We start from the raw sequence: 14,912 nt of genomic DNA, 5'->3' as shown, positions 1-14,912 counted from the left end.
AAAGAATTATGGCTATAATTAAGTGTAATATGATCTTGGGAGGTGAAGGGGCAATGGCAAGACTTCTGTTAATGGTTCTTTTATGTATGACATTTATGACCAATCCGCTTCAACAACAGTCACAACAATCATTATTATCAAGCTTTGATGATGAGCCTACCATTTCGGGTCACCTGTTTCTAGCAGATGAAGCTATGATTCTCGATACGACGCCTTCCCTCGTCCACAAACAAGATGGTATACCCCTCAACAAAATGACCCTTCCTCCTGACATGAACTTCGGCATTAAGTCGTTAGTCCAAAGTCCATTTTGCTTTGAGGTTCTTCCCGATTCGTTGGGCTTTCTAGAAGTGGTCAGGTCCCATTCAAATTACCTCTGAACCTTACATTCATTCCTCATCATTAATAGATATATTCGACTTGTGAAAGTCCAGTGATACATTATACAACTCTAAATAAAGCGAGGAATATAAGATGAATCTAGGATTCGGTGAAATAGCGATTATACTGTTTGTTGCACTTTTGTTCTTTGGACCAAGCAAACTACCAGAGCTGGGAAAAGCCGCTGGGGCTAGCCTTAAAGAATTCAAAAAGGCAGTAAGCGGAATAATGGAAGACGAAGAACAACAAAATCAGGCACCTTCCAATCAGGAAGACACCAAAAAAAATATGTAACCATTACGAGGGACGGACCTCTAGAAATGATGATTCTTTCGTCATTTTTAATCACTAATAGGTCCGTCCCTCTTCTATTCCTTTTCACTATTTTTTCTCTGCTAGGAGTGTAAATAAACCAGGTATGTTGTTTTCTATCCCTTTTGGAGAATTGGTTGGGAACGCCCATCTTATTCCGGCTTCCTCTTCTAATTGAGTAATGGTCAAACCGGTAGTGCCGACTGCTGTGATGATATCACCCAGTGTCCACCTGCGAATTCTATTCTTAGTAGCTGATGGGTGCACTGAATCGGTCTTCAATAGTTTCCAGAATGCAACATCCACTTCCATTTCACCACTATCAAAATAGTCGCCTGCTGCCACCATTTTCGCACCCTTAACCGTCAATAGTTTAGTAAGCACCGGATGGAAATCCCTCAAGATGAGAGTTCCGCCTTTCTTAAGCATCTTACTGACGACCGTAAAAACAGGCACTAAATCCACAAAGTAGTGAAGAACGCCAACTTCCAAAATCACAAAATCATAACCCTCTTCTTTCTCTTCATCGGGGATTTCTAATAAATCAGAAACGATATAACGCATGGCTACACCAGCGGCTTCTGCCAATTCCAGGGCGTACTTGCTATTTTCTTTCGAAATATCCACTACAGTAACTTCTGCACCCAATAATGCAAAGGACACCGCTTTATTACCCTTTGACCCTAGTAGATTGGCAATTCTTTTTCCTCTGATATCTCCCATATGGTTTAAATATTTCTTTACTTTCTGTTGTGGATTTTCCATAAGTGTAAGAGCATAATCCTTTGGCAATCCATGACGATTCACCCACGCTTCATAAGCACCCTCATTCCATCCTGCCCTATTAATGCTACTAAGCTCACTTTGCCTCAAAGTGCCGCCACCTCCAGCTTAATCTGTAGAGGGACGGACCTCCAAATACTCTCCACTTACCCTCCCGGATCCTTATACAAGCAGGGCTCCACAAAATAAGTAACACTTTTTGGAGGTCCGTCCCTTCTCTTTAAACCTAAAATAAACACGAACCTGCCTGGACTGCAGGCAGGTTCGGGCTGAATTAACTGAATTTGATGTTTTGTAATGTTTTAATGCTTTGGGTATTTTTCAGTTCTCCGTAGAAGAGGATACTTGGATCTATCTTTATGATTTCCCCTGGGGGAGCCGACCACTCTTTAGTTGATGCTACTAAAAGCGCGTCTTGATTAATATACGCTTCTGACATCTTTCTATTAGCTGGATGAACAAACGTCATCCTCTCTTCCCGTTCGTCAGATCCCAACACCACAAACGGTGTATCCCTTAATACGAATTCTTCGGATCCCGCATAGTATTTATGGAAAATCCCTTCCGTAGGAAGTGTAATGTAACTGGATTGTAACGTTTCTCCCTGCTTGAAGAAAGCATCCATGTCCAGTATTTCTTTGTCAATCGTTTGCCCTGAATGTTGATGAATTTCAGCATAAACGGTAAGCACCGGTACTTCCGGCAAGGTCAAGGCGTATTGGCGAAGAATGACGCCTTTCATTTTCTCATGCTGCTTAAACTCTGTTGTTAAACAGAGGCCTGACCAACGGTGACCGTTAAGATCCACTTTCGTCACTGATTCAATCATTGTTTTTTCTTTCAGCATGGAATAGGCACTGATACTGCGGAAGGAGTATGCAATCCCCCCACCCCATGGGTTCCACCAGGCACGGGGGCCCGGGGTCGGGTATTTATGATGGAGTGCTTCATTTTCATTTAAACTTAATGAATAAATTCCCGGATAGTAATCCGAAGAGGCCTTAAATGATATAGCCCCATTATCAACAGACCAAATACCATCATTTTGGTCGATCTTTACATCGCGTTTTCCTTTAACAAATTGCAAGGAATCCACCCTCGCCTTTTGACTCTTAGATGAAAAATCTCCGGAAATCCATTTTACTCCAGGGGAATGATGTTCAAGCTCCACAGTCACATGAGTACGCCCATCTTCTTTCAGTATTTCTTTCACAAGCGTTCCATCCTCATGCCCAACGGTTAAAGTTCCGTGAATATAAGGGGACATCATGGAATTGAAAGAATAATCCTCTTTATTACCGGTAGTAGCAACAACATCTCCATTTGCTTTTCCGAAAGTATAAAGAGGGAGTTCCTTTCGCTCGCCTTCATCCCCTATAATGTATTCGCGCCACTTCGACCAGTGATTTGAAATGTTGACCCCTACCTGGATAGGACCCAAACATAGCTCCTCATGGGCAGGTATCAAATCCACCTCATATTCCAAAGCCATTCGCCAATCGTCTTTTCTGGCAATGGCATTTTCCGGCCAGGATAAACCGATCGTATCCCCAATTGATGCTTCGAGAAACATCCATCGCTCTGAAATAGCTTTATCATCAATATACTCCACAAAAGGAACCAGGGACTCGTTACACTTCAAGACCCCTTCATTTTGAGGGACCGACAGGCCTTCCAGACTTGTGAACACGGGCTGAATCAAAGAAAGCTTCTTCTTTTCCTGATCCCCGGTATTTACCACCTCATGCTTGACTTCCACTAATCCCTCTCCAAATATCTTGAAATATGAATTGAGTAGTATGGAAGGAAAGGCTTCTGATACGAGTGACGTTTTCACAACCAATGCCTCAGGTAACTCGATGAATTCAATGGAAGACGCTTCTTTTTTTGAAAACTCTTCGCTGTATGGTTTACCCAATTTGGGAGTGAAAAATGAAATGGGATCCCTGGTGAAAGCCGTTGAGCCAATTTTCACCATATGATTTCTTTTTTCGATCTCAACATAGTGCGGTCCATTATACCCAAACCAGTGCTCGTCTGTTTCCCCGCCGAATTTTGCCCCGAAACCGGGAAATGCAAATTTCAGTGTAGTCGTAAAGGTAACGAGGTGTCCGTTTTCCCACTTGACCTCTACAACAATTTCTTCTGATAAAAATCCATTTTTCAACAGCTGCACAGGAATCGGGATGGAAACTCTCCCTTTTGCGCCTACCTTCTCGATTACTTCAGATTCTTCCCATGATATCACTTTATTCTCGGGTAATTTGACTGTCCAAGTGGTATCTTCGCCAACCTGACTTTCAAGGTCGAGATAGACGGTTCCCTTACTGTGGGGTCTCCAATTCTTTTTAACAGATCTTACATTGACTTTGCCTGCCTGCTTCGGGTATACCCCCATTTTCAGCGAAAGAGCTTGATTATTTATTTGGATCTCTGCCCCAATCGTGGGATGGGTTTTCCATGGACCTGGTTCACTTGGAGGCATGGAAACCTTCGCTGTATAATCCCTCATCCATTTGTTTTCCACCTGAAAAGTATCTTCGAAATCATGTTCTGCTATCGAAGACGAGACACCTTTTATTGAAACTTCAATCGGTTCCTTGCTGCGATTTTCAACATGATAGTTTACATAATGGTCTTCATTTTCCAGAAGTTTGAATTCCGGTACATTCATTTGAACTAAATAATCCTGGGTTTCAATTAAACGAATGCCCCGTCCCGTTCGTTCAAATTGAATGCGGACGAACTCTTCATCTGCTTCCCACTTGTATTCATAATACGTGTGTTCATTAACTTTCAGAGCATCCGGTTTGACTTCAATTAAACGCTGACTGGTTTGATACCAATCATGTTTCTCGAAAAAAGGCTTCAACAGATCGAGTTGAAGCACCATTGGGATGAAATTCATTAAATGAACTGTATCATCACGGTCTTCCCAGAAAAATCCGCATTTCTTATATAGTGGAACAGCTTTTGTATTTCCCGGCCAGGTAAACAAGTCCAGTCGTGGCCACTGTAATTCCACCGTCTTCTCAATCGCTTTTAAGACAAGCTGTTTGCCTATCTTCAACCCTTGATACTTAGGGTGGACATTCAGTAAAGGAATGTATAATGCACCGACATCTTCACGATATTCAGAAAGTCCGCAGTATCCTGCAACCTCCTCCTCAACCATGGCTAAAAATAAATGAAGATTGGTGGAACTCTCTTCCTTGTCCTTCACATCCTGTTCTGTTGTAACGGTGGAATCCCCGCCCCAGTTTTCACGGCTTTCATTCCACATTTTCGCGATTCCTTTTGCTAATCCTTCATGATATTCTACGATTTTCACTTGCTGAAGCGTTGTCTTCATAATATCCTCCCAGGCTATGTTTTAATTGAAAGAACCTCATAATCATTGATATTTTGACTTGCATCGACGATTGGAATCATCGTCATCGCCTCCTTTCATCGTGTTGGAAAGATTTTCTTCCCACATCCACAGTTTAAGATTTTATGAGGATTAAGTAAAGAATATTCTAACTAAAAAAATGATTCACTTATCCTCAATTGCTGTAGATAGTAGAAAAAGTGAATAATTTCAGACAGACAAGACAACCTACAAGGTAAAAAGAGGGTAATGCTTTTGAAATTGATCCGGTTAGTTTCAATTGTTCTTGGTTTAATGGTCTTGACGAACCTGTCAATCGGAGATGGTATTCAGATTCTTCATGCCCAGCAGGAAATTCCGTCCTATGCAAAATGGGGAAGCCTTGCTGTTAGAAAAACGAAAGAAAGGTACCCCGATGCTGAGATCGTGGATTATCTTCACATCGGAAAAGAATACGGAACGAAGATTTCAACTGAAAAATTCAAGCTATGGTTAAGGCGGAATGGTAAAGAATTCGGGGTGTTTATTGATATCCAGATTGAAACTGAAAGCGAAAAACTGCTTGATATTAAGTTTAGGGAAACGGATCGCTAGTTTTCAAAAAAAAGAGATCGAAGGATTCTTCATCCTTCGATCTCTTTTTGCCACTTTCACCAGAATCGATTTCACTTATATAACTTAGATCTTGTCATAAGGTCTGTTCTTATGTATTTCAGTTGAAGCAGTGGCAACTCCAATTATGGCACCATCCTCATTTAGGAGGGGGTGGGCATAAACATTGTATGAGATTTCCCCTGATGATAATGGAATGGTAATGACTCGGCTGACGGGCTTCTTTTCGGTTAAAACCTCTTTCTTTAACTTCATCAGGGCACGATTCCCTTCATTATCATCCAGTTCCACATCTGTTTTTCCAATATGATCTTCAGGAATAAGATCGGGAGTATTAAAAATCCATGTGTACCGTAATTGTGTATCACAGTGAGACAGAATGACAGGGGCATTTTGTAACGCGATGGAGAATGGATTCTCCTCCAGGTTAAAACTTGATGCATGGAAATCCAGCACTTGACCTAACTTGATCGTCACTTCAGCACTGGGTTTCCGGATTCCATTTTCAATTTGGGCATAATAGGATCTTTCAATAAAGGCTTTAGCAGCCACTTCCTGCTGGGTCATCTTTTTCATTTTTCGCAACTTAGTAAGCCAAGTTCTTTTATTCAACCCTCAATCCCCCTTCTGAACCATAATGACAGAAAATCAAATGTATACTGAATGTTAGATAGTGTCTAAACAGACACTTTTTTACGTTTTAATCTTCGGTATAATAAAATTGTAGGAATCTATCAGGCATCATTCCTTCACCTCTTCAATGAAACAACTTACTTCCTCAATAAGTACCATTGCCTTTGTACTCTTTACTAAAAATCATAACATAGAAACCAACGTTTCCTCTATTCTTTTTTCCAAATATATTTACATAATTAGACAACCCTCAAAGTTGATTAATAGTAGGAGGTTATCATATGCCGATGAAGGCCGTTCAGGACCAAGATAAGTATCTTGATTTCATTAATCGTATCACCGAGTCTAAATCTGGGCTTATTCAGGAAAGGGCGAATACAGACTCTTCCTATTCAAATATTGTCGACGTGTCTCTTAGAAAGTGGAGAGGCGATTCCATCGAGGTGCTGGCTGATTCATTGCGAATGGCTAAGCAGCCAGCAAACATCGAGAAGTGGGCATGTTCGTCCGTTACGCTATTTAAGCAGCTTGACGTTTCCCTTGAAGTAGCAATAAACGATCTTCATTACTTTCGCAAAATGATCGGAGAAGTAATAAAAGCAGAGGCAATCGATAAAGAGCTGTCAATTGAAACGTTCTACGATTTACTTACTCACTTTCACACAGGGGTGGACCGGGCCATTTCTCGAATTACGATCGCTTATTCTCATCCCCTTTCGGATTCAATCAGTTCCGAGCTGTCCATCCCCATCGTGAAGGTGACTAATTCGATTGCCATTCTGCCACTTATTGGAGACATCGATGCCTCACGATCGAAGGATTTAATGGAAAGGGCCCTCACAAAAGGGTCTGCAATGGGTTTACAATATCTGATCATTGACCTATCAGGTGTTACTGTGGTTGACACGATGGTGGCAGATCAGTTATTTAAAGTGGTGGCCGCTCTTAAATTAGCCGGGATTCAGGCAGTTTTGACAGGTATCCGACCGGAAATTGCGCAAACCATGGTCAACCTGGGAATTGTCATCACGCATATACCAACATTCGCCAGTCTCCATACAGCCCTGATTCATTTGCAAAAAAGCAAGAGCATCCATAAGTATTAGGGTGCTCTTGCTTTTTTGATGCTCCATCGCAGCTCAACGATGACTTTGCTATCTTATTCAATAGGGTATGTAGGATCGAAATAAGCTGTTTTAATAGCTTATTTTATTTTTGTTTTTTGCCAAAAAACAGACAAAAGCAGATGTGCCATCATTCATATGGCTCACCTGCTTTTTTAGCTATTACCTTTGATTAAAAAGTCGTAAATCAATTTTCCGATCTGAGCAATCGTGTCTTTCCCCGAATCGCTTTCTCCAAGTTCATCGATAAGTACCGCTATATAGGCAGTTTTCTCTCGGAACTTAATAATGGCGCAATCATGTTCAACCCCGGGCAATTCTCCTGTCTTGTTTCCGATATATACAGCTTCCCGGTCTATCCTTGATGGGAGTTTGGTATCAAATTGTTGCTGTTGTAAAATATGCAGCATTTTTTTTCGGTTCGTCTGACTGTATTCCGTCCCAATGTCCAATACCTTCAAACAGGAAATGATATCGAGTGCCGAGGTATAGTTGTTCAAACCCTGCTCCATTGCTTCTAAATCCATCAATTTCCTAAGCAGCCTGGTATGTTTTAATTTTAATGTATGACAAAGCTGTTGTATGGCATTCGAACCAAGCCGTTCTATAAGGAGATTTGAGGCTGTATTATCGGAAACGATGATCATAAGAGTAACAAGGTCCTCTACAGTAAGGGTAAGATGATCTGAAAGTGACACAAGAACCCCAGCCCCGCCAACTCTCCCCTCTTTAGGAATCGTAACCATATCACTAAGGGAAATTTCCCCTTCCTGTGCTTGACGGAAAGCTTCCAGTAAAATGGGGATCTTAATTAAGCTGGCAGCGGAATAAGAGCGGTCTCCATCAATGTGGAAGGAATGAGATGGAAGTTCAACGGCCACACTCACCCTTCCTTTACAACGAACCATAATATCCCTGATTTTATATTCCAGTACATTCTTCATTTATTTTCTTCAATCCCTTTACTTAGTTACTGCCACTTCGTCATGTTCCATTTTGATTTCCTTGTCGTAAAGGTGACAAGCTACAAAATGCTTTTCCTCTACTTCCTGCCATTTAGGTTTATGGGTGGCACACGCTTCCATGGCTGCCGGGCAGCGGGTTCTGAACACACAACCAGTCGGGGGATTGATCGGACTTGGGATTTCCCCTTGAATGATCATCCTTTCCCGTGAATCCTCCACATCCGGATCGGGGATCGGGATCGCGGAAAGCAACGCCTGAGTGTAGGGGTGAAGAGGTTTCTTATACAACTCTTTACTCTCGGTAAGTTCAATGATGTGACCTAGATACATCACACCTATACGGTTACTGATATGTTTGACCATCGAAAGGTCATGGGCAATAAAGAGAAAGGTCAAGCCCTTTTCTTTTTGCAGTTTCTTTAATAAGTTTACAATTTGTGCCTGTACAGATACATCAAGTGCAGAAATGGGCTCGTCTGCAATAATGAAATCCGGATTAAGGGCAAGTGCCCTTGCGATGCCAATACGTTGACGCTGCCCCCCGCTGAATTCGTGAGGATAACGATTGGCATGATCACGATTAAGCCCTACGTCCTCTAAAAGTTGATAAATGCGTTCCATCTGCTTTCTTTTATCCTTGAATAAGTTGTGTGCCTCCATAGGTTCAGCTATGATCTCCCTTACAGTTGAGCGGGGGTTCAGAGAAGCATATGGATCTTGAAAGATCATCTGCATATTCCGGTAAAATGATAGTTTTTCCTTTTCCGAAAGTCCGTGGACGTTTTTACCGTCATATAAGACCTCTCCTTCTGTGCGGTCGTATAATCCGATAATGGTGCGACCGGTCGTGGACTTTCCACAACCGGATTCCCCCACTAATCCGAAGGTCTCTCCCTTGTATATCTCAAATGAAATACCGTCCACGGCTTTTAAAGTTTTTCCCTTTTCCAGGTGGAAGTATTTTTTCAATTCTTTCACTTCGAGTAACGTATGATTTGTCATGGGGATTCCTCCGTTTCTTCCCAGTACCGTTTTGCAGCACATAACTCTTTTTCATAATAAGTTCCTTTCAATGACAGAACCTCTATCGTTTTACCGGTGTTGGGGGAGTGTATCATCTTACCGTCTCCATAATAGATGGCAACGTGATGAATGCTGCCTTTTCCTTCCTCGTACGCAAAGAACAAGAGGTCACCAGGCAATAATCGATCCAAAGGTACCTCTCTACCTTTTTTCGCCTGGTCATTTGCATCCCGGGGAATCAAGTACCCTTGAGTCTTGCACATCGTGTAGCTGAATCCAGAGCAATCAAACCCGTAGCTTGACATCCCGCCCCATAAATATGGAAGATCTAGAAATAATTCTCCGGATGAGACGATGTCCTGGCCACTTCCCCTTCGATCATTCACTTTCGATCTAGATACCATGACATCTTTCTGCCTTAAGAATCTTGTGCCCAAAGGAGTCTCCACTTCTATCATGTCATCCTGCTCTTTCACGATCGGTAAAATGGTTTGAAAGCTGAGTTCTAGTTCAACTTCATTCTCTTTATTGATTAAGTCCGTGAATTTACTTATTACAATGGCATATGTGTCCGCTTGAGATGACTCTCCGGGTAAAAGCTGAACACTCGGGATCCAGCCGGGGTATCCGCGATCATCTTTTGATGATGATTGATCAGGTATGAGAACGTGGGACCAACCGTTACTCTCTTCCAACACGAATACTTCCTGACCGAATAAGGCTTGAGATTGTATACGGTTCTCATCACAAAGTGCTAAGCGCGTATCATAGGTTAAGGAGTCCAACCAATCTGTAATGTGAGCAGGATTGGTTATAGCCGGTGTATCCAAGGCACGTGCGGAATCCCGATTCGTCCATAAAGTTGCTACAGGCACTGCTATTTGGGCTTTCGTCGTCATCTGATTTCCCCCTCTATTCATACTTTAACCCTCTCTATGCCAAGACCGGGTCTGGTCGGCATAGTAATCCTTCGACCCTTATAATGTATTCCACCGACTACAATATCTTCAGCCAGCATAAGTGGTGCATCGAAATCAAAGCGAGTGACGTTTTTCCTGCTTGCCGCAAAGTGGGCCGCAGCCGTTATTCCCAGTCTGGTTTCTATCATGCTGCCGACCATACATTCAACTCCGCACACTTCCGCTAGATCGTTTATTTTCTTAGCCTGGTAGATCCCCCCGGCTTTCATAAGTTTAATATTGATCAGATCTGCACTTCGGGTCTTTAATACTTCAAAGGCTTGGTAGGGAGTGAATACACTTTCGTCAGCCATAATCAGGGTATCGACCTCATCCGTGACTCTTTTCAAGCCTTCAATGTCATGTGCAGGCACTGGCTGCTCAACTAATTCGATATTCAGGTCAAGGTCCTCCATCTTGCGAATCGCTCTGACTGCGGATTTTGATTCCCATCCTTGATTGGCATCGAGGCGAATTTTGACATCATAACCGATCCGTTGGCGGATTTCATGAATTCTTTTAATATCTGTTTCGATTTCATCTTTGCCTACTTTCACTTTCAGTACATCAAAGCCTTTATCTACATAAGCTGCTGCATCCTCGCCCATTTCCATAGGGCTGTTCACACTCACCGTGTAATCTGTCTCAAGCTCCTCCCTGTACCCTCCCAGAAATTGATATAGTGGCAAATGACAATGTTGAGCCAGGCAATCATAAATGGCCATATCCACCGCTGCCTTCGCACTTGTATTCCTGATTAGGAGCGAATGAAGTTGTTGAAAAAGATTCTCATGGTTTAATAGGTTTTCACCTATTATCGCGGGTTTAATTACTTGTTGGATGCTATGTTCGATACTGGATAAACTTTCTCCCGTGATCACCACGGTAGGTGGTGCCTCCCCCCAGCCGATAACCCCATTGTCGCAAGTCAGTTTAACAACGATGGCTTCCGCCACTGTCACCGTACGCAAAGCGGTCTTGAAGGGGGTATGTAAAGGGACGGATGTCCTGAAAGTTTCAAGTTGATGGATCTTCAATCGTTCTCACCCTCCCTTATACCTGATTCGATTTTAAATGTATGTTCTAGTGTATTCATGGTCCCAATGCTGCCCACCGGGATGGCAATATTCGGCGAAGAATGCCCGATATTAAATCCTTTTAATGCAGGTTTTCCGGCACTCGCGATATGTTCTGTCAGAACCTCATCAAGAGTCAGGGAACGTTCTCGTTTCTTAGGCTCGCAGTTCTTAAAGTCTCCAATGATGATTCCTGAAGCATCTTTGAATTTATTGGCCATTTTCAATTGATTCACCATTCGGTCGACTTGATAGGGCTCCTCATCGATATCTTCAATAAAAAAGATCTTTCCTTTGGTATTCACTTCGAATGGTGTCCCCAATGTGCTCACAAGCAGGGTGAGGTTCCCGCCAATCACAGGGCCGGTCGCTACGCCTTCTGAGACCGTCTCAAGTTTGGATTTGTCATGCGTATAGTCAATGTTCTCCGTTTTAAACAACTGTAGAAACGATTCCTTTGAGGCTTCATGGACGTCCTCGAGTCCGATATCTGAACTTAACATCGGTCCATGGAAGGTGACGAGACCCGTTTGTTGATGAATGGCCGTATGTAAAAAAGTAATATCACTATACCCCCAAAAAATTTTCGGATTTTGGCGGATCAGTTCGAAATCCAATCTGGAAACAATTCGTCCTGTTCCAAAACCTCCACATGCACAGAAAATGGCTTTTACATCCGGATCTTCAAACATCTTGTGGATATCTTCTATCCTTTCCTTATCATTACCTGCTAAGTACCCATATTTCTTATGTACCGAGTTCCCAACCTTTACTTCCAATCCTAATTCTTCAAGGAAACGGATTCCTTTTTTCAATGGTTCTGATTTGGGCGGGCTGGCAGGAGCTATGACCCCTACCTTATCCCCTTTTTTCAGTTTAGAAGGTTTCATCATCATACGTTCCGGACCCCTTTCGTAGAAAAAGAGGGAGTGGACGCATGGCCATAAAGTGTGCCGACGCGCCCCTCCACTCATCCTGTTTTACTACCTTTATTTTTTATCAGCCCATTTTAATTCCATGTAGCCGACCGGGTGACGGACGATGCCTGTCACATCCTCATTTTGTAGATACACATGATTGTAGAAGTGAATCGGGATGATCGGCATTTCATCCATTAGGATTTTTTCTGCTTCATACATCATTTCAAATCGTTTTACTTCATCCGCTTCATTCTTTGCTTGTTGGATCAGCTTGTCATAATTCTCATTACCCCAGCCTGTACGGTTCATGGAGTGTCCTGTCTGAAAGTTTTCCAGGAAGTTGATCGGATCTGCATAGTCTGCTAAGAAAGAACTCCGTGATAATTGGAATTTCAAAGCCTTTTGTTCATCCTGGAATACGTTCCACTCCATATTGGCTAACTTCACATCGACATCTAAGTTTTCCTTGAACATTTGTTGAAGAGCTTCAGCAATTTTTTGATGAGTATCACTTGTGCTGTATGTTAAAGTGATTTCCGGTAGTTTGTCGTATCCCTCTTCTTCCATCCCCTTTTTCAAAAGGGCTTTTGCTTCTTCCACATCAGTTGTCACCAAGTCTCCATTTACTTCACGGAAGTCCTTGCCTGATGGATCTTTAAATCCTTTTGAAACAAATCCGTAAGCTGGTTTTTCTTTATTCTTTGTAACAAAGTCAACCATTTGCTGTTGGTCGACAGCCATGGCGAATGCTTTACGGATGTTTTGATTTTGGAAAGGCTCTTTTTCTAAATTGAAACGATAGAAGTAGGTTCCGGCCTGGTCTTCAACATTTACTTTCCCTTCTTCAAATAACTGTTTACTTAAATCAGCCGGTACGTCAGCTGTATCCAGTTCACCGGTTTTGTATAATTGATAATCCGTATTTGTATCGTTTACCATTGCCCAGTGGACTTTATCTAATTTCACTGAATCTTTGTCCCAATATTGATCATTCTTTTCCATGACGAAATGGCTGTCATGCTCCCATTCCGTCAGTTTGAACGGCCCGTTAGCAACGAATGTATCCGCTTCTGCAAACCATTCCGGATTCTCAGTAGCAACCTTTTCATTGATCGGGAAGAATGCGGGATTGGCAATGACGCTCAAGAAATAGGCTTGAGGACTTGTCAGTGTGACCTCGAATGTTTTCTCATCCTTCGCCGCCACTTTCACATCGTCAGCTGAACCCTTTCCAGTGTTGAATGCCTCTCCACCTTCAATGAAATATCCGAGGAAAGCAGCCGGTGAACCTGTGTCTGGATTTAACAGGCGTTTCCATGCGAATACAAAATCTCCCGCAGTGACGTCATCACCGTTTGACCATTTGGCATTGTCCCTTATGTGGAAGGTATATACTTTCCCATCTTCCGAGACATCCCATTTTTCAGCCATGGCAGCTTCAGGTTCATGATTGGCATTTAGACGGGTCATCCCTTCCATTAAATTGTTCAATGCTGTCCAGGAATAGGAATCAAAGCCGATTGGTGGATCGAACGACGTTGGTTCTGCTCCATTATTCAGGTGAAGGACCTTTCCTTCCTCTTCTTTCTTACTGTCCCCACTGCTTGACTCACTGCCTGCATCCTTCGTGGCCGTACAAGCTGCCAGCATGAACAGTAGCATCCCCACTAAAAAGACCGATAATAGCTTTTTCATAATTTTCCCCCTCTTATCCTATTTTTCTATCAAACGATCATTTTAACGAATGGTTAAGCTGACCGATGAAAGCTTCACTTTGTTGGCTCGTTTATCCTGAAGCCAGCAGTCGACATGGTGTTCATCCGTTAATTGTGTTTTTACGGGATACACACGGTCGCATACTTCCATCGCTTTTTCACAACGTGGGACAAATGGGCACCCAACAGGCGGAGAAAATAGATCTGGCGGAGAACCGGGAATCGGTATCAGGTCTTCCCCATAAAGATCAAGCCTTGGGACGGATTTGAGTAGACCTTGTGTATACGGGTGTTGTGGATGATAAAAAATTTCTCTCCTGTTTCCTTCTTCTACTATTTTCCCTGCATACATGACGGCAATCCGGTCGGCCACTTGAGCCACGACTCCCAAATCATGCGTGATCAAAATGATCGATACACCCGTCTTCTTCTGGATCTCTTTAAACAATTCAAGTATTTGGGCTTGTATGGTAACATCAAGGGCCGTTGTCGGCTCATCCGCAATCAAGACATCCGGTTCACATACAAGGGACATGGCAATCACAATTCGCTGCCGCATCCCCCCGCTGAATTGATGAGGATACTGCTTTAACCTCTCCTCCGGATTTGGAATGCTCACAAGCTTAAGCATGTCGATCGCTTTTTGTTTCGCCTCTTTCTTAGATACATCGTTGTGCTGCAAAATCCCTTCCATGATTTGTTCACCAATGGTCAACGTGGGATTAAGTGCCGTCATGGGATCCTGAAAAATCATGGAAATATCGGCCCCCCGCACTTTCCTCATTTGGGGTTCGGTCACTTTTAAAAGGTCCCTTCCCTTAAACAGGATCCTCCCGCCAGTCACTTTTCCTGGTGGATTCGGGATCAGTCTCATAATGCTCTGTGATGTCACACTCTTCCCGCAGCCGGATTCCCCTACAATCGCCAACGTCTCGCCCTTATGTAAATCAAAGCTTACTCCCCTGACCGCCTTGACCTCCCCTCCATAAGTTGTAAAGGAGACATGGAGATCTTGTACAGATAAAACTTTACTCATGGT

14 protein-coding genes are annotated in these 14,912 nt (G+C 42.8%); 4 read left to right on the top strand and 10 right to left on the bottom strand.

Annotated elements, in window-relative coordinates; translation table 11 throughout:
* The first annotated feature begins 53 nt into the window (after nucleotides 1-53).
* Both V8G47_RS00845 and V8G47_RS00840 read left to right on the top strand, forming a co-directional pair.
* Nucleotides 54-380, top strand: coding sequence for a hypothetical protein (locus V8G47_RS00845; RefSeq protein ID WP_336198422.1), 327 nt, complete (start codon nucleotides 54-56; stop codon nucleotides 378-380).
* 94 nt (nucleotides 381-474) lie between these two features.
* Entirely contained in the window at nucleotides 475-675 is a 201-nt protein-coding gene (locus V8G47_RS00840) for a twin-arginine translocase TatA/TatE family subunit (RefSeq protein ID WP_336198421.1), read from the top strand.
* 87 nt (nucleotides 676-762) lie between these two features.
* Here V8G47_RS00840 and V8G47_RS00835 read toward each other — a convergent pair whose 3' ends face one another.
* Nucleotides 763-1,566, bottom strand: coding sequence for a class I SAM-dependent methyltransferase (locus V8G47_RS00835; protein ID WP_336198420.1), 804 nt, complete (start codon nucleotides 1,564-1,566; stop codon nucleotides 763-765).
* A gap of 184 nt (nucleotides 1,567-1,750) precedes the next feature.
* Nucleotides 1,751-4,828, bottom strand: a complete 3,078-nt coding sequence (locus V8G47_RS00830; RefSeq protein ID WP_336198419.1) for a GNAT family N-acetyltransferase — start codon at nucleotides 4,826-4,828, stop codon at nucleotides 1,751-1,753.
* A gap of 267 nt (nucleotides 4,829-5,095) precedes the next feature.
* On the opposite strand from V8G47_RS00830, the gene V8G47_RS00825 reads away from it, so the two are divergent.
* A complete protein-coding gene (locus V8G47_RS00825) occupies nucleotides 5,096-5,440 on the top strand; it encodes a DUF3889 domain-containing protein (protein WP_336198418.1) in 345 nt (114 codons plus the stop codon).
* Between the two features lie 84 nt (nucleotides 5,441-5,524).
* On the opposite strand, the gene V8G47_RS00820 is transcribed toward V8G47_RS00825, so the two are convergent.
* The gene (locus V8G47_RS00820) at nucleotides 5,525-6,070 is read right to left on the bottom strand and encodes a helix-turn-helix domain-containing protein (RefSeq protein WP_336198417.1); all 546 of its coding nucleotides are present in this window, start codon (nucleotides 6,068-6,070) and stop codon (nucleotides 5,525-5,527) included.
* Nucleotides 6,071-6,372: 302 nt separating this feature from the next.
* Here V8G47_RS00820 and V8G47_RS00815 point away from each other — a divergent pair, with 302 nt between their 5' ends.
* Nucleotides 6,373-7,197, top strand: coding sequence for an STAS domain-containing protein (locus V8G47_RS00815; protein WP_336198416.1), 825 nt, complete (start codon nucleotides 6,373-6,375; stop codon nucleotides 7,195-7,197).
* A gap of 173 nt (nucleotides 7,198-7,370) precedes the next feature.
* On the opposite strand, the gene V8G47_RS00810 is transcribed toward V8G47_RS00815, so the two are convergent.
* The 7 genes from V8G47_RS00810 to V8G47_RS00780 all read right to left on the bottom strand — a co-directional run bounded on the left by V8G47_RS00810 (nucleotide 7,371) and on the right by V8G47_RS00780 (nucleotide 14,909).
* A complete protein-coding gene (locus V8G47_RS00810) occupies nucleotides 7,371-8,159 on the bottom strand; it encodes a serine hydrolase (RefSeq protein WP_336198415.1) in 789 nt (262 codons plus the stop codon).
* Between the two features lie 18 nt (nucleotides 8,160-8,177).
* Complete coding sequence (locus tag V8G47_RS00805; protein WP_336198414.1) at nucleotides 8,178-9,182, bottom strand: ABC transporter ATP-binding protein; 1,005 nt, start codon at nucleotides 9,180-9,182, stop codon at nucleotides 8,178-8,180.
* Nucleotides 9,179-10,102: a C40 family peptidase gene (locus tag V8G47_RS00800; protein WP_336198413.1), complete on the bottom strand. Its 924-nt coding sequence runs from the start codon at nucleotides 10,100-10,102 to the stop codon at nucleotides 9,179-9,181. Before V8G47_RS00800 ends, V8G47_RS00805 begins: the two co-directional genes overlap by 4 nt.
* 17 nt (nucleotides 10,103-10,119) lie before the next feature.
* Nucleotides 10,120-11,199 carry a mandelate racemase/muconate lactonizing enzyme family protein gene (locus V8G47_RS00795; protein WP_336198412.1) on the bottom strand — a complete coding sequence of 360 codons (1,080 nt, stop codon included), beginning with the start codon at nucleotides 11,197-11,199 and terminating at the stop codon, nucleotides 10,120-10,122.
* Nucleotides 11,196-12,134, bottom strand: a complete 939-nt coding sequence (locus V8G47_RS00790; RefSeq protein ID WP_336198411.1) for a S66 peptidase family protein — start codon at nucleotides 12,132-12,134, stop codon at nucleotides 11,196-11,198. The genes V8G47_RS00795 and V8G47_RS00790 overlap by 4 nt, the downstream gene beginning before the upstream one ends.
* A 93-nt stretch (nucleotides 12,135-12,227) precedes the next feature.
* Nucleotides 12,228-13,853 (bottom strand): peptide ABC transporter substrate-binding protein, encoded by a 1,626-nt coding sequence (locus tag V8G47_RS00785; protein WP_336198409.1) that lies wholly within the window; start codon nucleotides 13,851-13,853, stop codon nucleotides 12,228-12,230.
* A 42-nt stretch (nucleotides 13,854-13,895) separates the two neighbouring features.
* Nucleotides 13,896-14,909, bottom strand: a complete 1,014-nt coding sequence (locus V8G47_RS00780; RefSeq protein WP_336198408.1) for an ABC transporter ATP-binding protein — start codon at nucleotides 14,907-14,909, stop codon at nucleotides 13,896-13,898.
* Nucleotides 14,910-14,912 lie beyond the last annotated feature (3 nt).

The sequence above is a fragment of the Rossellomorea sp. LJF3 genome, from assembly GCF_037046045.1.
Taxonomy (GTDB): domain Bacteria; phylum Bacillota; class Bacilli; order Bacillales; family Bacillaceae_B; genus Rossellomorea.
The sequence above is the reverse complement of the archived record's forward strand: the minus strand, read 5'-3'. Positions and strand labels throughout refer to the sequence as shown.

What these genes read in the sequence shown, in the direction of transcription:
- V8G47_RS00845 (WP_336198422.1), top strand. Translation starts at nt 54, where the DNA reads ATGGCAAGACTTCTGTTAATGGTTCTTTTATGTATGACATTTATGACC.
- V8G47_RS00840 (WP_336198421.1), top strand. Translation starts at nt 475, where the DNA reads ATGAATCTAGGATTCGGTGAAATAGCGATTATACTGTTTGTTGCACTT.
- V8G47_RS00830 (WP_336198419.1), bottom strand. Translation starts at nt 4,828, where the DNA reads ATGAAGACAACGCTTCAGCAAGTGAAAATCGTAGAATATCATGAAGGA.
- V8G47_RS00825 (WP_336198418.1), top strand. Translation starts at nt 5,096, where the DNA reads ATGCTTTTGAAATTGATCCGGTTAGTTTCAATTGTTCTTGGTTTAATG.
- V8G47_RS00815 (WP_336198416.1), top strand. Translation starts at nt 6,373, where the DNA reads ATGCCGATGAAGGCCGTTCAGGACCAAGATAAGTATCTTGATTTCATT.
- V8G47_RS00810 (WP_336198415.1), bottom strand. Translation starts at nt 8,159, where the DNA reads ATGAAGAATGTACTGGAATATAAAATCAGGGATATTATGGTTCGTTGT.
- V8G47_RS00805 (WP_336198414.1), bottom strand. Translation starts at nt 9,182, where the DNA reads ATGACAAATCATACGTTACTCGAAGTGAAAGAATTGAAAAAATACTTC.
- V8G47_RS00800 (WP_336198413.1), bottom strand. Translation starts at nt 10,102, where the DNA reads ATGACGACGAAAGCCCAAATAGCAGTGCCTGTAGCAACTTTATGGACG.
- V8G47_RS00790 (WP_336198411.1), bottom strand. Translation starts at nt 12,134, where the DNA reads ATGATGATGAAACCTTCTAAACTGAAAAAAGGGGATAAGGTAGGGGTC.
- V8G47_RS00785 (WP_336198409.1), bottom strand. Translation starts at nt 13,853, where the DNA reads ATGAAAAAGCTATTATCGGTCTTTTTAGTGGGGATGCTACTGTTCATG.
- V8G47_RS00780 (WP_336198408.1), bottom strand. Translation starts at nt 14,909, where the DNA reads ATGAGTAAAGTTTTATCTGTACAAGATCTCCATGTCTCCTTTACAACT.